This is a genomic window from Morganella psychrotolerans (assembly GCF_965118875.1).
In the GTDB taxonomy this organism is placed as follows: domain Bacteria; phylum Pseudomonadota; class Gammaproteobacteria; order Enterobacterales; family Enterobacteriaceae; genus Morganella; species Morganella psychrotolerans_C.
The window spans coordinates 40,873-59,356 of record NZ_CBCPJD010000012.1 but is presented as its reverse complement, the minus strand read 5'-3'; the positions used below and the strand labels follow the sequence as shown (position 1 = coordinate 59,356).

At 50.6% G+C, this 18,484-nt stretch carries 17 protein-coding genes; 4 read left to right on the top strand and 13 right to left on the bottom strand.

Translation table 11 applies throughout. From position 1 onward, the window contains the following. The first annotated feature begins 90 nt into the window (after positions 1-90). Positions 91-519, top strand: coding sequence for a DUF805 domain-containing protein (locus ACMHKJ_RS13280; RefSeq protein WP_413494593.1), 429 nt, complete (start codon positions 91-93; stop codon positions 517-519). Between the two features lie 86 nt (positions 520-605). On the opposite strand, the gene fpr is transcribed toward ACMHKJ_RS13280, so the two are convergent. After that, positions 606-1,355, bottom strand: a complete 750-nt coding sequence (fpr, locus tag ACMHKJ_RS13275; protein ID WP_413494591.1) for a ferredoxin--NADP(+) reductase — start codon at positions 1,353-1,355, stop codon at positions 606-608. A gap of 331 nt (positions 1,356-1,686) precedes the next feature. On the opposite strand from fpr, the gene emrD reads away from it, so the two are divergent. After that, on the top strand, positions 1,687-2,874 hold the full coding sequence (gene emrD / locus ACMHKJ_RS13270) for a multidrug efflux MFS transporter EmrD (RefSeq protein ID WP_413494590.1): 1,188 nt from the start codon (positions 1,687-1,689) through the stop codon (positions 2,872-2,874). Positions 2,875-2,963: 89 nt separating this feature from the next. On the opposite strand, the gene glpQ is transcribed toward emrD, so the two are convergent. The 4 genes from glpQ to ACMHKJ_RS13250 all read right to left on the bottom strand — a co-directional run bounded on the left by glpQ (position 2,964) and on the right by ACMHKJ_RS13250 (position 8,290). Then, on the bottom strand, positions 2,964-4,037 hold the full coding sequence (gene glpQ, locus ACMHKJ_RS13265) for a glycerophosphodiester phosphodiesterase (RefSeq protein ID WP_413494588.1): 1,074 nt from the start codon (positions 4,035-4,037) through the stop codon (positions 2,964-2,966). A gap of 33 nt (positions 4,038-4,070) precedes the next feature. Then, the gene (gene glpT / locus ACMHKJ_RS13260) at positions 4,071-5,423 is read right to left on the bottom strand and encodes a glycerol-3-phosphate transporter (protein ID WP_413494586.1); all 1,353 of its coding nucleotides are present in this window, start codon (positions 5,421-5,423) and stop codon (positions 4,071-4,073) included. Between the two features lie 464 nt (positions 5,424-5,887). Then, positions 5,888-7,414, bottom strand: coding sequence for a glycerol kinase GlpK (glpK, locus tag ACMHKJ_RS13255; protein WP_413494585.1), 1,527 nt, complete (start codon positions 7,412-7,414; stop codon positions 5,888-5,890). Positions 7,415-7,471: 57 nt separating this feature from the next. Next, positions 7,472-8,290: an MIP/aquaporin family protein gene (locus ACMHKJ_RS13250; RefSeq protein ID WP_413494583.1), complete on the bottom strand. Its 819-nt coding sequence runs from the start codon at positions 8,288-8,290 to the stop codon at positions 7,472-7,474. A 314-nt stretch (positions 8,291-8,604) separates the two neighbouring features. On the opposite strand from ACMHKJ_RS13250, the gene zapB reads away from it, so the two are divergent. Beyond that, on the top strand, positions 8,605-8,847 hold the full coding sequence (gene zapB, locus ACMHKJ_RS13245; RefSeq protein ID WP_067369231.1) for a cell division protein ZapB: 243 nt from the start codon (positions 8,605-8,607) through the stop codon (positions 8,845-8,847). Positions 8,848-9,264: 417 nt separating this feature from the next. Here zapB and rraA read toward each other — a convergent pair whose 3' ends face one another. The 7 genes from rraA to priA form a co-directional block, all read right to left on the bottom strand. Next, complete coding sequence (rraA, locus tag ACMHKJ_RS13240; RefSeq protein ID WP_413494580.1) at positions 9,265-9,816, bottom strand: ribonuclease E activity regulator RraA; 552 nt, start codon at positions 9,814-9,816, stop codon at positions 9,265-9,267. Between the two features lie 128 nt (positions 9,817-9,944). Then, positions 9,945-10,874 (bottom strand): 1,4-dihydroxy-2-naphthoate polyprenyltransferase, encoded by a 930-nt coding sequence (locus ACMHKJ_RS13235; RefSeq protein ID WP_413494578.1) that lies wholly within the window; start codon positions 10,872-10,874, stop codon positions 9,945-9,947. A gap of 145 nt (positions 10,875-11,019) precedes the next feature. Then, a complete protein-coding gene (gene hslU / locus ACMHKJ_RS13230) occupies positions 11,020-12,354 on the bottom strand; it encodes an HslU--HslV peptidase ATPase subunit (RefSeq protein ID WP_413494576.1) in 1,335 nt (444 codons plus the stop codon). 11 nt (positions 12,355-12,365) lie between these two features. Then, on the bottom strand, positions 12,366-12,896 hold the full coding sequence (gene hslV / locus ACMHKJ_RS13225) for an ATP-dependent protease subunit HslV (protein ID WP_067369243.1): 531 nt from the start codon (positions 12,894-12,896) through the stop codon (positions 12,366-12,368). A gap of 226 nt (positions 12,897-13,122) precedes the next feature. Continuing rightward, positions 13,123-13,938 carry a cell division protein FtsN gene (ftsN, locus tag ACMHKJ_RS13220; RefSeq protein WP_413494574.1) on the bottom strand — a complete coding sequence of 272 codons (816 nt, stop codon included), beginning with the start codon at positions 13,936-13,938 and terminating at the stop codon, positions 13,123-13,125. Between the two features lie 88 nt (positions 13,939-14,026). Beyond that, on the bottom strand, positions 14,027-15,052 hold the full coding sequence (cytR, locus tag ACMHKJ_RS13215) for a DNA-binding transcriptional regulator CytR (RefSeq protein WP_413494573.1): 1,026 nt from the start codon (positions 15,050-15,052) through the stop codon (positions 14,027-14,029). 257 nt (positions 15,053-15,309) lie between these two features. Then, entirely contained in the window at positions 15,310-17,511 is a 2,202-nt protein-coding gene (gene priA / locus ACMHKJ_RS13210; RefSeq protein ID WP_413494571.1) for a primosomal protein N', read from the bottom strand. A 304-nt stretch (positions 17,512-17,815) separates the two neighbouring features. On the opposite strand from priA, the gene rpmE reads away from it, so the two are divergent. Further along, positions 17,816-18,031, top strand: a complete 216-nt coding sequence (rpmE, locus tag ACMHKJ_RS13205) for a 50S ribosomal protein L31 (protein ID WP_413494569.1) — start codon at positions 17,816-17,818, stop codon at positions 18,029-18,031. A 120-nt stretch (positions 18,032-18,151) separates the two neighbouring features. Here the strand turns inward: rpmE and metJ are convergent, their stop codons facing one another. Further along, entirely contained in the window at positions 18,152-18,469 is a 318-nt protein-coding gene (gene metJ, locus ACMHKJ_RS13200) for a met regulon transcriptional regulator MetJ (protein WP_004236602.1), read from the bottom strand. Positions 18,470-18,484: the final 15 nt, after the last annotated feature.

The window sequence follows — 18,484 nt, the reverse complement described above, 5'->3', positions numbered from 1 at the left end:
TATATACCCAACGTCATTCAGGATGCAGCCAACGAACCTGCAATTTGAATGAATAAGGGTATAACCAGTGTACACGATTAGGAAAGAAAAATGACACTACAACAATGGGCATTTTCGTTTCACGGGCGGATCAGCCGTAAAGCATTTTGGGCAGGGATCGGGCTATGCGGCGCAGTGCTGTTTCTCCTGATGTCTGCACAGGGGCTGTTTCAGTTACCTGTTGAAATTATTATGGTGCCGGTGGTGATTGTCCTGTATCCCGCTGCCGCCATTTTTACCAAACGTCTGCATGATCGCAACAAGCGTGGCGGCTGGTCATTATTGTTGCTGGTGGCATGGGGGCTGACCACGCCGGACTGGAGTATTACCGGTGATTTTATGCAGTGGGGACTGGGGCGTTTTCTGCCGGTCTTTATTGTGATGATGATGGTACTGGACTGCGGCGTGTTTAAAAGTGTGGATGAAGGCAACCGGTTCGGGGAAGAGACTGATCCGGTTGATAAAATCGATAACCGCTGATGTTATCTGCCTGCTGAACACCAATAGTGCCATCCGTGGCGCAACGGCAGCCAACGAACCTGCAGTTTGAATGAGTAAGGGTATAGTTACCAATACTGCTCGCTGGTAATATGTCCCGGCTTACGGCGCAGGTGTTTGCGCATTCCCCGCTCTGTTTTCAGCAGGTTTTGAGTGTCTTTTACCATCTCCGGGTTACCGCACAGCATGACGTGGCTGCTTTCCGCCGTTAACGGCAGGCCTGCCGCGGCTTCCAGTGCTCCGGAAGTAATCAGTGCCGGTACACGGCCGTGCAGTGATCCTTCAGCCATTTCCCTGCTGACGACCGTCACAATGCGCAGCTTGTCACTGCCGATTTTTGTTTGTAGTTGCTGCATCAGCGGAACATAACTCAGGTCGGCGGCGTAGCGTACGGCATGAACCAGCACAATATGGCGGAAGCGTTCCAAATCCTGTCCATATTGCAGAATAGATAAAAAGGGTCCGATGGCTGTACCGGTGGAGAGCATCCAGAGTGTGTCGCAGTCCGGCACTTCATCCAATACAAAAAAACCGGCAGCTTCATCAGTAATCAGAAGCTCATCCCCGGGTTGTAATGCAGCGAGGCGGGGACTGAGTTTGCCATCCCCGACACTGACCAGGTAAAATTCAAGGTCATCATTATCCGGTGCATTGACATAAGAATAGGCGCGCTGAATGCGTTCGCCGTCAATTTTCAGACCCAGTTTGGCGAATTGTCCGGCGGTAAACGGGCGGATAGGTGCTTTAACGTGCAGGCTGAATAAAGTATCTGTCTGGTTTGTGATGCGAGTGACACGTCCTGTGATCCAGTTTGACATCCGCGACCTCCGTCAATTAATAGGTAAGTAGTATGCAAACCAGTGTAATAAGGCGACGGGGAAAAATGTATCGATTAAATGTGTTAGCCGATCCTATCGCATGAATACGATAAGTCAGAGCAAACTGTACAGCTAAGTTGCCGGAAACAGCAGAAAACAGGGCTATTCCTGTCAAAAATAAATATGTGAACTATCTCCCAAAATTTTTTAATTTTGCTATTTTATACAGCATCGTAAATATGAAGAATCTCAGCATCGCAATTATGGGTGTTGCACCTGTATTTTACCGGTATTGCACCGTCCCGGTGATAATTTAAAGACTGATAATAAAATGAAAAAACTGGAAAACTTTCATCTGCTGGTCATGCTGATTGCGCTGATTGCTGTCGGACAAATGACGCAGACTGTGTATGTGCCTGTGATAACGGATATTGCACTCGATTTCGGCGAGCCTGCGGGTGCCGTGCAAAGTGTGATGGCGGCGTATTTGTTCACTTATGGCGCGTCGCAGCTTATCTACGGACCGATCTCCGACAAAGTCGGACGCCGCCCGGTGATCCTGACCGGGCTGGTTATCTATATTATCGCTACTACGGCAGCCCTTTTTTCACCGAACCTGACCATGCTGGTGGTCGCCAGCGGCTTACAAGGCCTGGGAACCGGCGTCGCCGGGGTGATGGCGCGCACGATGCCGCGTGATTTATATACCGGAATTTCATTGCGTTATGCCAACAGCCTGCTGAATATGGGGATTCTGGTCAGTCCGCTGATAGCTCCGATGCTCGGCGGCGCACTTGCCGCATTTTTTGGCTGGCGTGCCTGTTACGCTTTCCTGCTGGTACTGGGTTTGGCGGTGGGCTACAACATGTGGCACAAGCTGCCGGAAACCCGTCCTGCAATGAAAGAAAAACCGAAAATGTGGGCGTCATTCCGCTTATTACTGACTAACCGGACATTTGTTCCGTACCTGGTGATGTTAATTTGTGGTCTGGCGGGTGTTGCGGTGTTTGAAGCCTCCAGCGGCGTGCTGATGCGCGATGGTCTGGGACTGGGCAGCATGGCGGTGAGTGTTCTGTTTATTTTGCCGATACCGGCGGCATTTTTCGGTGCCTGGTTTGCCGGGCGGGACAGTAAATCATTCAGTTTTCTGGTCTGGTGTGCGGTGATTTGCTGTCTGAGTGCCGGGGTGCTGATGTGGATCCCGGGGCTGATGGGTATTATGAATGTCTGGACATTACTGATCCCTGCATCGGTATTCTTTTTTGGTGCCGGAATGTTGTTTCCGCTGGCAACCACAGCGGCAATGGAGCCATTCCCGTATCTGGCGGGGGCGGCAGGCGCGCTGGTGGGCGGTTTACAGAATGTCGGCTCCGGTGCTATTACCTGGATTTCATCCCTGATGCCGCAGGGCGGGCAATCAAGTGTCGGGCTGCTGATGGTGATTACCGGGGTGGTCATGGTGCTGTGCTGGGCACCGGTAGCTCACCGGATGCAGCGCCGGGAACCGATGGCATCCTGATTATTATTAAGCGGTGAAAAGCATAACGGGCACTATTATTAGTGCCCGTTATATTTTACGGCAGAGAAACTATTTTTATGGCCGAGAAGCTATTGCTGTTTTTGCAAAAACTGCACACCTTTATCCGGAAAATCAGTAAAAAGTCCTTCTGCACCGGCTTTGTTATAAATGACATCAAATAACTGGCCGACATTCTCAGCATACGGCGGCAGTGCGTCTGCGCGGACAGTAAACGGGTGAATAGCCAGGTGGCTGTTGTGAGCATCCTGTGCCATCGGTGTCAGAGTGATATGACCGGCTTTGGAATCTTTATTGATAAGCATGTGATAATCAGGTCCGATTCCGTCCGCATACGCGGCGATTTTGCTCATTGCACCCGGCGCCATCATCCAGTCATAATTATAATTTACCCACTTACCGTCAGCATTTTGCTCAAATGTTTCCTGCCAGTCGGTGTAGGCGATCAACTGCACCAGTTTTAAGTCCATCCCCATTTCCGGCAGTAATTCCTGTTTAATCCGTTTCAGCTCATTCGGATCAAAACATTGCAGGTAAACCGGGGAATCTTTAGTCTGATAACCATAGTCTTTCAGCACTGACAGCACTTTGCGGGTGATATCTTTGCCTTCCTGACGATGGAACCACGGCGCTTTGATTTCAGGATAAATACCGATATTTTTCCCGGTTGAATGATTCAGGCCCTGAATAAACTCCAGCTCTTCCTGAAAAGAGTGAATACGGAAATCTGATTTTCCCATCGGGAAGCGACCGGGGTAGTTCTGTACCTGTTTACCGTCTTTGATATCAAACCCTTCCGTAAATTTCAGGGATTTGATCTCCGCAAGGGTAAAATCGATAGCATAATAACGGCCATCTGCCCGTGCTCTGTCCGGGAAACGCTGAGCCACATCGGTCACGCGATCCAGATAGTGATCATGCAGAACGACCAGTTCGTCGTCTTTGGTCATCACCAGATCCTGTTCCAGATAATCCGCACCCTGAGCATAAGCCAGCGCTTTGGCAGGCAGTGTATGCTCTGGCAGATAACCGCTGGCACCCCGGTGGGCAATCACGATTTTACTGTCCGCAGCAAAAGCGGCGGTGCTGCAAAATACAGCGCCCGCAAGGGCACTGATAAGACAAAACTGACGGGACAAATTCATAACGGTGTTCTCCTTAACATGGTATATCCGTTATTATGCCTTTGCGTTGATTGCATCCTCATGATGCTTTTTCTCACCGCGCATGACAACGAACAGTAAGATCACGGCGAGTACGCTGCCGCCAATCATCACACCAAAACCACCATCCCAGCCGAAATAATCGACAGTGAAACCAACAATGGTACTGGCTGCCACGGAGCCGCCCAGGTAACCGAACAGACCGGTAAAGCCTGCGGCAGTACCTGCTGCTTTTTTCGGCGCAAGTTCAAGGGCATGCAAGCCGATAAGCATAACCGGCCCGTAAATCAGGAAACCGATGGTTATCATGCATGCGATATCAATGGACGGATTTCCCGGCGGGTTCAGCCAGAACACCACAGTGGCGATTGTCACCAGAGTCATAAAGAACATGCCGGTAGCACCACGGTTACCTTTGAAGACTTTATCTGACATCCAGCCGCAGAGCAGTGTTCCCGGGATACCTGCCCATTCATACAGGAAATAAGCGACAGAATAGCCTTTGATATCAAAATGTTTAACTTCCTGTAAATAGGTCGGTGACCAGTCGAGCACACCATAACGCAGGAGATAAACAAACACGTTGGCGATAGCGATATACCACAACAATTTGTTCGGCAGAATATATTGCATGAAGATCTGTTTTGCGGTCAGCTCTTCTTCACTTTTCGCTGTGTAGTCATCGGGATAATCATTTTTATATTCTTCAATTGGTGGCAGACCACAGGATTGCGGGGTATCGCGCATTAACGCGAACGCAAACAGCGCAACCAGAATGGCGGCAAAAGCCGGCATATAGAATGCGGATTTCCAGTCACCAAACCAATACATTCCCAGCAGCATCAGCATTGGCGGTAAGCCACCACCGACGTTATGAGCGCAGTTCCAGACGGAAACAATACCGCCGCGCTCTTTCTGGGACCACCAGTGAACCATGGTTCGCCCGCACGGCGGCCAGCCCATCCCCTGGAACCATCCGCAGATAAATAACAGCATAAACATCACCCAGATACTGGATGTTGCCCATGGCACAAACCCCATAATCAGCATAATGGCGGAGGCGAGAATGAGCCCGGTCGCGAGAAAATAACGCGGGTTTGCGCGATCCGAAAAGGAGCCCATGATAAATTTGGATAACCCGTAAGCGATTGAAATCGCAGACAGCGCTGTTCCCAGCTCACCGCGGGTAAATCCTTGTTCAATCAGGTGTGGCATAGCCAGCCCGAAGTTTTTCCGCACCAGATAGTAGGCGGCGTAGCCAAAAAATATCCCTATAAAGATCTGCCAGCGCAAGCGGCGGTATGTCGGATCAATACGATCAGTGCTGAGCCGCTTAATATGTGGCGCAGGTTTAAACAGGCTTAGCATATGCGTCTCCTTCGCTAAGATTTTTTATTAATTAGTTATACTCGTCATACTTCAGGATGCCTGTGTGTTGACTGCGCTCAGCCCGCCTGGTCACATACTTATGTATGCTCCCCGGCGGTCAGAGCTTGTCGCCTGCATGCATCCGGAATTATTTAGAGTATGTAACGGTATCCCGGTATGATGACCGATTTTTCCGTTATTAATTTTCCTTTGCGGGCGAATAATATTCGTTTTTGTTCGTTATTACTGTGAATCACGGCACACAGTGTTACATATTGATTACACATAGTGATTTTTTGTGATCAATGATCGGTATTTATAGGTTTAATCTGTTTTTATTGGCCCGACCGGGGTCCGGCGGGGTTTTGTTCGGTGAGTGACTGTTTATTTCGCGCATTATTTAATTAATAAAGAAAACCGCCGGTATTAACCGGCGGCAGAGTCAAAAATAAGAAAGCGGGGAATTAACTGTGGTCTTCCCAGTCCTGTGCGCGGGCAACCGCTTTTTTCCAGCCACTGTAGCGGACATTCCGTTCAGTGGTTTCGATGCCGGGACGGAATACCTTCTCAATGGTGGATTTGGCTTTAATCTCTTCCAGATCCTGCCAGAAACCGACGGCTAACCCGGCAAGCAGCGCTGCACCCAGCGCCGTACTTTCGCGGATAAGCGGACGCTCAACCGGGGTGCCCAGAATATCGGACTGGAACTGCATCAGGAAATTATTTGCGACCGCGCCGCCATCCACACGCAGAGCTTTCAGTCGGGTACCGGCATCTGCCTGCATCGCTTCCAGCACATCGCGGGTCTGATAGGCTATGGATTCCAGGGTCGCGCGGATCAGGTGATTACTGTTCACACCACGGGTCAGCCCGAAAATCGCACCACGTGCATACGGATCCCAATACGGCGCACCCAGACCGGTAAATGCAGGTACAACATACACGCCGTTACTGTCTTTGACTTTAGTTGCAAAGTATTCGGAATCAGTAGCATCCGCGATAATTTTAAGCTCATCGCGCAGCCACTGAATGGATGCACCACCCACGAATACCGCACCTTCCAGTGCATAATTCACTTCGCCGCGCGGACCGCAGGCAATTGTCGTCAGCAGACCATGTTCAGACCGGACTGCTTCTGTTCCTGTGTTCATCAGCAGGAAACAGCCGGTGCCGTAGGTATTTTTTGCCATGCCGGACTGCACACACATCTGACCGAACAGTGCGGCCTGCTGGTCACCGGCCATACCGGAGATAGGAATACGCGTGCCGCCTTTCCCGCCGATATTGGTTTTGCCGTAAATTTCAGATGACGCTTTGACTTCCGGCAGCATAGACCGCGGGATACCGAACAGATCCAGGATAGTCTGATCCCACTCCAGGGTGTGGATATTATAGAGCATGGTTCGTGAGGCATTGGTGTGGTCAGTGACATGAACGCGCCCTTGCGTCATGCGCCAGACCAGCCAGGTATCAACAGTGCCGAACAGCAGTTCGCCTTTGTCGGCTTTTTCGCGCGCACCTTCGACATTCTCGAGGATCCACTTCACTTTTGTGCCGGAGAAATAGGGGTCAATCACCAGTCCGGTATTTTTCCGGATATATTCGACTATTTCCTCATCCTGTTTCAGATGAGTACAGTAATCCGAGGTGCGGCGGCATTGCCAGACAATGGCGTTGTAAACCGGTTTGCCGGTCTCTTTTTCCCAGACAATGGTGGTTTCACGCTGGTTGGTGATGCCGATAGTCGCGATTTCATCCGTGTGAACATCTGTTTTCGCCAGCACTTCTGTTAATACAGAGCTTTGCGTTGCCCAAATTTCCATCGGGTCATGCTCTACCCAGCCCGGTTTCGGGTAGATTTGGGTAAATTCACGTTGTGCTATCTCGATAATATTAGCGTCACGATCAAAAAGCACCGCCCGTGAACTGGTGGTTCCCTGATCCAGTGCGACGACATACTTTTTTTCACGGGTGATTGTTTCTGTTGTCATATTAAAACCTATTTTATTTTTGAGTGAACAAACACGCGGTAATTGTACCGTACGCGATTATTTTTCATCCTTGATTTCACACACTTCACAAGGCAGATGACGGCCGATCAGTTTGCGGTAACCAAATGCGCCGAGTAATCCGCCGACAACCGGGGCCAGCAGAGGGACAAGAAAATACGGGATATCACGCCCGCCGGTGAAGGCAATCTCTCCCCAGCCACCCAGGTAAGCAACCACTTTAGGGCCAAAGTCACGTGCCGGGTTCAGGGCAAAGCCGGTCAGCGGTCCGAATGAACCCCCGATAACAGCAATCAGCAGACCAATCAGCAGAGGGGCGAGCGGACCGCGTGGTACGCCGTTGCCGTCATCTGTCAGCGCAAGGATAAGACAGACGAGGATAGCGGCGATCACCACTTCAATAAAGAAAGCCTGACCGACACTGACAGGCGCTGCCGGATAGGTTGAGAATACCCCGGCGGTAAAGAGGCTTTCCTGTGTGCCACGGACAATATGATGTACCTGGTCATAATCGAGGAATACATTGTAATACATGGCATAGACCAGCGCGGCGGCTGCAAATCCGCCGAGGAACTGTGCCACAATATAGGGCAGTACTTTGCGGCGCTCAAAGCAGGCAAACAGCCAGAGTGCCAGCGTTACCGCCGGGTTCAGGTGCGCACCGGAGATAGCGGCAGTCAGATAAACAGCGAGTGCAACGCCCAGTCCCCAGATAATACTTACTTCCCATAATCCCAGTTGCGCTCCGGCAATGCGGGCAGCCGCCACGCAACCTAAACCAAAGAAGACCAGTAATGCGGTACCCATAAATTCGGAGAGGCATTGCCCGAAGAGGGTAGGAGATTTCATTAGGCTCATAGTATCAATCCTGATAATGCAGAGAAGGTGAAATAAGTGTGAATTATTAACAAATCATGTTCTTCGTGTATCAGACATATGTCTTAGTGTGAATTTATCGTTAATGAGCGGAAACGAGAAATAACGAAATCAAAATCTGCGTGTCTCGTCAACAAATTGAGCGATTTCGATTATTATGTAACAAATGAACAACAAAAATCTGTGATAACCGCCGGATTTTATTCTGCGGAAGAATGAGGAATACACGGGATGTGACTGGACACATTGATAACACCTACTTACAATCAGTGCATCGCTTACATGGAGGACGCAAGATGTCATTTGAAGTATTTGAAAAGCTGGAAGCAAAAGTCCAGCAGGCAATCGACACCATCACACTGTTACAGATGGAAATCGACGAATTAAAAGAAACAAACACCAACCTGAACCGGGAAGTGCAGAATGCAACGGGCCAGCATGAAACGCTGGTACGTGAGAATGAGCAGCTGAAGCAGGAACTGAATGGCTGGCAGGAGCGTCTGCGGGCGTTGTTGGGTCGTATGGACGACGTCCAATAATTACGCGTCATCCTTCGCTCTGTAACTGCGTTGGCTTTGTTCGCCCGCCCCGGTCACATACTGATGTATGCTCCCGGGGTCGTTCTCACTTCGCCGCCTTGCCACAGAACGAATGATTTAGCGTAATATTTGAATAAGTTAATGTGCGTCATCCTTCGCTTTGTGGCTGCGTTGGCTTTGTTCAGCTACCCCGGTCACATACTTGTGTATGCTCCCGGGGATATCTTCACTTCGCCGCCTTGTCACAAAACGAATGATTTAGCGCAGTGTTTGAATAAGTTAATGTGCGGCGGAAAGATAATCTGGTTTTCGGTGGTGAGTTGTTAAGCTTGCTCTGAAAATAGGTATCATCTGCGTCAGAAATGCAAAAGGGCGGAATATCCGCCCTTTTTGATATTTGTGTTCCGCAAATGTTAATTAATTTGCGGTAAGTTCATCTTCATCATTTTCGTCATCTTCGTTTTCTTCATCATCTTCCGGTGAGTCCAGCGGGACGTCAGATAAGATGATCCCGGTGTTATCTGCATACAGATAATCGCCGGAGAAGAATGTTACACCACCGAAATTGACGCGGATATCACTCTCACCGATGCCTTCAGTGACACACCCGGCAGGGATTGCAGCCATTGCCTGGATTCCGATATCCAGTTCAGACAGGTCATCAACCTGACGGACAGCACCATAGACCACAATTCCTTCCCATCCGTTCTGTGCTGCGAGGAAAGCCAGCTCTGCATCAATCAATGCGCGACGGACTGAACCGCCTCCGTCGATAAGCAGGATGCGCCCTTCTCCGTTTTCTTCCAGGAGATCAAAGAGCAGTCCGTTATCTTCGAAGCATTTAACGGTGGTAATTTGTCCCCCGAATGATGAACATCCCCCGAAGTTGGAAAACAGGGGTTCAACGACATTCACATTTTCCTGGTAAATGTCACAAAGCTCGGAGGTGTCGAAGGTATCATTTTTCATAGGATTTTATGTCTGGTTGCTGCCGGATAGGATCAGTATAGCCCCTTCCTGCTGCTGTTTGCAAAATCAACAGCAGGCCGCTTCCCGATCTGAATCAAGGAAGCGGCATATTTCGGCGTATTCTGTGTTTACAGGCGCGACCACACCAGCCCGGCTGAGAATAATATATTCACCAGCAGTGCGGCTTTGACCATTTGCTCCAGCAACGGGCGCATGCCGACGGCACTCATATCACCCAGCACCCGCCTGATATGCATAAACAAAACCGGTGCGGAGAGCAGGAACAGCCAACTGTGCCAGCTATTCATGTATAGCAGGGTGAAGAGGATAAGGCAGAGAAATGCACTGATAATCAATGCAGTATGGTAATAGCGAGAGTGAAGCGGCCCCAGGCGGACAGCCAGGGTGTTTTTACCGGCAATAATATCATTTTCGATATCACGCATATTATTTATATTCAGCACAGCAACGGATAACAGACCACAGGCGGTTGCCGGCAGAATGGTCAGTGAACTGAAATGACCTGCCTGAAGGTAGTAAGCGCCGATGACACTCAGCCAGCCGAAGAAAATAAGCACTGAAATATCGCCCAGCCCGAGATAGCCATAAGGTTTTTTCCCGACGGTATAGGTGATAGCGGCGATAATGGCAGCAACACCCAGCCCCAGAAAGCCGACAATATCTTCCGGTTTTTCACAGGCAACAATAATCAGTGCCAGTCCGGAAAGACAGGCGAGGGTGACAGTCAGGATCAGCGCTTTTTTCATTTGTGCGGCGGTGATAACGCCTTTTTGCATACCCCGCAGCGGTCCGAGGCGGGCTTCGGTATCACTGCCTTTTATCGCATCACCGTAATCATTTGCCAGATTCGAGAGAATTTGCAGAATACCTGTTGTGATAAGTGCCAGCAGTGCGACCGGAAATTTAAAATGACCGGTCCAGTATGCCAGCGCCGAGCCGGTAATAATGGCAATTACCCCGAGAGGTAATGTCTTGGGCCGCAGGCTTTCTAACCAGGCTTGGGTACGACTGACCACAGGTGGGGCGGTGACTGACATTGACGCTCACTTACTTTTTTCAGAATTTGATAATAACGACAAAAATAATGGGGTATAAATATCCCCCATTATTGTCTTTTATTTCAGACCGCCGGCGGTTTATCGCCGGGCGGTCTGAATGACATTGAGTCTAATTATTATCGAATTACAGAATAAAGCGACTTAAATCTTCATCAGCAACCAGCTGATCCAGATGATCTTTCACATATTCTGCATTGATCTCAATGGATTGCCCCTGCATTTCACTGGCTTCATAGGAAATATCTTCTATTAATCGTTCCAGCACCGTATGCAAACGACGGGCACCGATATTTTCGGTGGTTTCGTTCACCTGCCATGCGGACTCCGCAATTTTACGGATGCCATCAGTTGTAAAGGCGATATTCACGCCTTCAGTCGCCAGCAGGGCTTTGTACTGTATTGTCAGTGAGGCATTCGGTTCAGTCAGGATGCGTTCGAAATCTTCCGTGGTTAATGCCTGTAACTCCACACGGATTGGCAGACGACCCTGTAACTCAGGGATAAGGTCTGACGGGCTGGATACCTGGAATGCACCGGAAGCAATAAACAGAATATGATCTGTTTTTACCATGCCGTGCTTGGTGGAGACAGTACAGCCTTCAACCAGCGGCAGCAGATCGCGCTGAACACCTTCACGGGACACATCCGGACCGGAGGATTGACCGCCGCGCTTACAGATTTTATCGATTTCATCAATGAATACGATCCCGTGCTGTTCGACGGCTTCAATTGCCTGCTCTTTCAGCTCTTCCGGATTGACCAGTTTTGCGGCTTCTTCTTCGATAAGCAATTTGAAGGCTTCTTTGATCTTCATTTTGCGTGGTTTTTGTTTCTGTCCGGCGAGGTTCTGGAACATGGACTGTAACTGATTTGTCATCTCTTCCATGCCGGGAGGTGCCATAATTTCAACACCCATTGAGGATGCAGAGACTTCAATTTCAATCTCTTTGTCATCCAGCTGACCTTCACGCAGTTTTTTGCGGAATGCCTGGCGGGCAGTTGATGGCTCAGCCGGGCTGTCGGTCTGGCCCCAGTTATTTTTCGCCGGCGGAATAAGCACATCCAGAATACGCTCTTCGGCCATTTCTTCGGCACGGTGGCGATTTTTTTCAATGGATTGCATGCGCACCATTTTGATGGCGGAATCGGTCAGGTCACGGATAATGGAATCAACTTCCTTACCCACATAACCGACTTCAGTAAACTTAGTGGCTTCCACTTTAATAAACGGCGCATTTGCCAGTTTTGCCAGACGACGGGCAATTTCTGTTTTACCGACACCGGTCGGGCCTATCATCAGAATATTTTTCGGCGTCACTTCGTGACGCAGCTCAGCATCAAGCTGCATACGGCGCCAGCGGTTACGCAGCGCGATGGCAACGGCGCGTTTAGCTTTATCCTGCCCGATAATATGGTTATCGAGTTCGCTGACGATTTCGCGTGGAGTCATTTCAGACATAAAATCGATCCTTATGATTTTGAAGATAACTCTTCAAAATTCTGATTATGGTTGGTGTAGATACAGATATCACCGGCGATAGTAAGAGCGCGCTCTGCGATTTCGCGGGCGCTCAAATCGGTGGTTTCCAGCATAGCGCGGGCAGCAGCCTGGGCGTACGGGCCGCCGGAACCAATGGCAATCAGATCATTTTCAGGTTGGATAACATCGCCCTGGCCGGTGATGATCAGTGATGCGGTTTCATCTGCCACGGCCAGCAGCGCTTCTAATTTGCGCAGCATGCGGTCTGTCCGCCAGTCTTTTGCAAGCTCAACGGCGGCTTTTGTCAGGTGTCCCTGATGCATCTCAAGCTTGCGTTCAAACAGTTCAAAGAGTGTAAAGGCGTCTGCGGTGCCCCCGGCGAAACCGGCAATAACTTTGTCGTGATAGAGGCGGCGGACCTTGCGGACATTACCTTTCATGACGGTATTACCCATTGTCGCCTGTCCATCACCACCAATTACGACCTGGCCATTACGGCGAACACTTACGATTGTTGTCATGAATCAGCCCCTGGTTGTGCTAAAAAAAGATAGATAACCCTTATTCATACAAACTGCAGGTTCGTTGGCGGCATGAAACCAGCCAGGTCACATAGTTTATCTATGTTCCCCGTCTGGCCTCCCTTTCCGCCTGCCTGCATCTTGAATGACGTTGGGTTACAGACACCACCGGGCTTGACCCGGTTGTGCCGAATTAACTTTAGATATGGGGGAGGGTTGAAGGTTTTCAACCCCCGGCGGAGCGAAGAATACAATTTGTTACACCGGCATCAGAGGCGCGGTTTTTGACAGATTGAGCGGCAGACTTATCATACGGTCCGAGCATTACCCGATACCAGCCACCGCCTTGTGAGACGCGGCTTTCAAGCCCTGAGAATGCAAGACTGGCGCGGACACTCTCCGCCTGCTCTGTTTCCCGGAATGACCCGCACTGGATTAACCAGCGCTCAGCTTCCGCTTTCGGTTTTTCCTGTACCGGCTGTGGTTTTGGTTTTTCAGCCGGTTTTTCCGCGACCTGTGGTGCTGTGCGCGGGTTTTCTGTCTGCATCCGCAGCGGCTGATTCGGCTCAGTGATAATCACCTGAGAGCGCGGAACTCCGCCATTTGCAGGTACACCCTGTAACTGAACCGGCGCCTGCTGCATATCGGATTGCATCTGTTCCAGTAACTGGCGCTGTTCCTGTGTCAGTTTAGCGCCCGGGTCTATCTGGTTTACCGGCGGCTGAGTGCTGTTGTAATACTGCTCCGGAACGCCCGCTTCACGGTTTTCCAGTTCTTTAATATAACGCCAGCGCTCTTCCGGAATCGGCGGAAGCCCGTTATTTGTGCTCTGTTGATGTGCCGGAGGCAATACACCAGCTGCATCTGACGGATTTTTTTTGTTATGAACCAGATAAAAAAGTCCGCCGACAAACAGGACAACCAGTGCCGCAGCAATGACTAATGTCGTAAAAGGCAGACCTTTAGCCTGACCTTTTTTCCGTGATTTACTTTTTTTACGCGGTGCTGAGCGACCACGTCCCACATAATCTCGTTGTGCCACTATTTCAATTCGCTAAATGAGTCGACTAAGGAAACGTAAGAAAACATCTTATTCAGCCTTACATGTTACTGAATATGGCGGTTTTTGCCTAGCTTTTAGGCGCACAAGCACTCTCTCTGATGATTAAATCAGAATCCAGGAGCCGTGATCCCTTCGCAACAGTGCGGCCCTGCAATTGTTCCAGCAGCAGTAAAAAAGAGTGGCGGCCTATCTCATAGCGGGGTTGTGCAATCGTTGTCAGGGTCGGGGAGCAATATTGCGCCGCCGGTAAATCATCGAATCCCACCACAGAAAGATCCCGCGGCAGTGTCAGCCCCTGCTGTCTGGCAGCCCAGAGAACACCAATTGCCATAATATCATTGTGACAAAAAATAGCGGTGGGCGGTTCCGGCAGCGCCAGCAGTTGTGCGGCACAGGCGGCACCACTTTCGTGTGTAAAATCCCCGCGGATCAGATATTCTTTGCGCACCGGCATTCCCATCCGGCGCATTGCCTGAATATACCCCTCGATACGGTACTGGCAGAGAGGTAAATCTTCCGGGCCTGAAATACAGGCTATCCGCCCGTGCCCCAGTTGCTGTAAATAGTGCGTGGCATTAAACGCCGCAGTCAGGTTATCAATATTGACGGTCGGCAGTTCCAGTTCCGGTGCAAATTCATTTGCCATCACCATCGGCGGGAGATGGCGCTGTTCATCATGGCGGTCAAACGGCACATTGGAGCCGAGTAACACCATGCCGTCTATCTGCTTGGTGACTATCAGGTTAAGGAATGTGTGTTCCGGTTTGTGCTGATAACGGCAGTCGCCAATCAGCACAAGATAGCCATGCTGCGCGGCAATTTCTTCAATTCCGACAATGATATCAGTAAAAAAAGGATCACCGATATCCGGCACGATAACAAGAATGGTGCGGGAATCATTGCGTTTTAGTCCCCGGGAGAGGTTATTCGGGTAGTAACCGACTTCCAGAACGGCATTTTCAACTTTCTGCCGGGTTTGCACCGACACTTTTTCCGGGTTCATCAGCGTTCGTGAAACTGTCGCTGTTGAGACGCCGGCAGCGTTAGCGACATCTTTCATGGTCGCGCCGGTATCATTGCGGCGTTCTTCCATCGTTGGTTCCTTTGTTTACCCTGTAAGTGAAGTATCTGCGTGGTTTTTGTGATCGTTTTATACCCTTATTTATTCAAACTGCAGGTTCGTTGGCGGCGTGAAACCAGCCGCCTGCCTGCGTCTTGAATGACGTTGGGTATATATTCAGCGTTATTCTAAACCCTTTGTAAAACTAATCTGTCATCTGGTTTGCATAAAACTGTGAGATATCTCAATTTTTTCGATATTACACGCATTCCCGGCCGGTAAGTAAAGTATCAGCCATCAGTCGGGTCCACATCAACATTCCAGCGGACTTTCCGGCTTTCGGGCAACTGCTGAATATGCGGGATAGCCTGTGCGACAATTTTTTGTAACTGGCTGCGTGACGGGTGTTGTAACAGTAACTGCCAGCGGAAACGCCCGCCGCGCTTAGCCTGAATTGCCGGCAGTGGTCCCATCAGCCAGAAATGTTCATCCCGCAGAGGATGTGATTCAAACAACTGACGAACTGTTTGCAGGAATGCCCCGGCGCGCTGGTTATTCTGATCTTCCGCGCGGATCATCACCTGGCTGGTATAAGGCGGCAGACAGACACTCTGCCGCTCATTCAGTGCCTGTACCGCAAACGCACCATAGCCTTTGTCCAGCAGAACAGTCAGCAACGGGTGTTCCGGATGATGGGTCTGTAAAACCACTTCCCCGCGCTTTCCGGCACGACCTGCCCGCCCGGAAACCTGGGTGTATAATTGTGCAAAACGCTCGGCTGCCCGGAAATCCCCGGAGAACAGCGCGCCATCCACATCCAACAGTGCAACCAGGGTCACATCAGGGAAGTGATGACCCTTCGCCAGCATCTGTGTACCGATGAGTATCCGCGCACCGCCCTGATGAACTGCGGCCAGGTGCTGTTCCAGCTCACCTTTCCGGCTGGTGGTATCGCGATCCAGCCGGGTCACCGGAATATCCGGGAACAACGGCGTGATGCCGTCTTCCAGTTGTTCGGTGCCCAGCCCGACCGGCACTAATTGTGTGGAGCCGCACTTCGGACACTGTTTCGGCACCGGACGTTGGCTGTCACACTGGTGACAGCGCAGCATGCGGTGGTTCTGGTGCAGTGTATAAAAGTGATCGCAGCGCGGGCATTCTGCTATCCAGCCGCACTCATGGCACAGCAGCGTCGGCGAATAGCCACGGCGGTTGAGAAACAGAATGACCTGATTATCTGCCGCCAGGTGATGACGTATCCGCTTTATCAGCGGCTGTGATAAACCGGTTGTCAGCGGAAGACCTTTCAGATCAAGCAGATGCTGATCAGCAAGCTGTGCATTTCCCGCCCGTTGTGTCAGCGGCAGCAGACGGTATTTTTTCTGTCTGACATTACACAGTGTTTCCAGCGAAGGTGTGGCCGTTCCCATTACGATAGGAATATTATTTTTCTTGGCGCGGAAAACGGCGAGGTCGCGGGCATGATAGCGCCAGCCATCCTGCTGTTTGTAAGAGCCGTCGTGCTCCTCATCAATAATAATAATACCGAGGGAGGCAAACGGCGTGAACAGTGAGGAGCGGGTGCCGATCACAATCGCGGTATCGCCGCGCTTTGCCCGCAGCCAGACCGCCAGGCGTTCGCTGTCATTCATGCCGGAATGGAGGATATCCACCGGCGCATGAAAACGCGCACGGAAGCGGGAAATGGTCTGCGGGGTCAGCCCGATTTCCGGCACAAGAACCAGCGCCTGATGACCTTCTGCCAGCACATTTTCCAGCACGCTCAGATAGACTTCCGTTTTACCGGAACCGGTAACACCATCCAGCAGCCACGGCGAAAACTGATGCTGCTCTGCGCGGATAGCGCCGACTGCGGTTGCCTGCTCAGTATTGAGTTTCAGTCGCTCGCCGGTGACGGCAAAATCAGGCCGCCAGTCTTTCGCTTCCGGTTGTACATCATTGAGTGCGATCAGGGCTTTCTTTTTCAGCCCCTGTAACGCGCTGTCACTTAATTCATATTCGCCGGTCTGATGGCGGTAAACCGGCTGGCGGCGCAGGCAGGCCAGCGCCTGCTGCTGTTTCGGGGAGCGACTGAGAGTATAGATATCAATCTCTGTCCCTTCCGGGGTGACTTCCCAGCGCCACAGCGGCGTGAATGCCGCTTCTTTACCCTGGCGCAGCAGGATAGGCATGGCGTGAAACAGCACTTCGCCTAACGGATAATGATAATACTGTGCTGCCCAGTTCAGCAGTGGCCATAAATCGCCCGGAAACAAGGTGTCGTTGTCCGGACACTCTGTGACCGCTTTGAGTTTATCCGGGCTGAAGGTACTGCTCTCTGCCAGTTCCGCAACAATCCCGACCGCCTGTTTTTGTCTGCCGAACGGCACAATAACCCGCGCACCCGCCACGGGACGCGGCAGGTTATCAGGCAATAAATAATCAAACGTTTGTGTCAGAGGGACTGGCAAGATGACCCGGACGACTGTCATGATAATTTCCACAATAGGCAACAGGGCTGCATGCGCAAAAGCACAACAGCCAGAAAAAGCGCAAAAGCGTCTGAATAATAACCGGATTTTAGTGTATCACCCGGAAATTCCAACCGTTTTATCTGGTATATAACATTCAGAATACCACGAAAAGCCGCCGGATTTCATTGCATGGTTCCCGGATATTCTGTATGATCCGCCGCCTTTGGTAATTAAAAAACCAGCGGCAATTTATCATCAACACGACGTGTGGTGTCCGGCAACAATGCCCGGATGGCGACGCGGCCTTAACTGAGGTTTTCCCATGAAAAAAGGTATTCACCCTAACTACGCAGAAGTCACTGCAACCTGTTCTTGCGGCAACGTAATGAAAATTAACTCAACTGCAGGGCACAACTTCAACCTGGACGTCTGTGGCGAATGTCACCCGTTCTACACCGGCAAACAGCGTGATGTTGCAAGCGGCGGCCGTGTTGATCGCTTTAACAAACGTTTCAGCGTTCCTGCTGTGAAGAAATAATGATACAGCGCGGGTTTCCGCGTTGAATCTGATAAAAAACGCCCTGAATGAAAATATTTCACAGGGCGTTTTTTTATGTCATTTTTTTGGTTGTTGTAACACGTAACATGCGGATAAAAATCAATATTCCCACGTATCCGGGTCAACCCCATGCTGGCGCATAATCTCTTTCGCCACTTCCGGGATTTCATCACTGCGCTCTTTACGCAGGTCATCATCATCCGGCAGCGGTTGTCCGGTAAAAGCATGCAGGAACGCTTCACATAACAGTTCACTATTGGTGGCATGGCGCAGGTTATTCACCTGGCGGCGCGTACGCTCATCCGTTAAAATTTTCAGTACTTTCAACGGAATAGAAACTGTGATCTTCTTTACCTGCTCACTTTTTTTGCCATGCTCAGCATAAGGGCTGATATATTCGCCATTCCATTCAGCCATGAATTACCTTGCTAT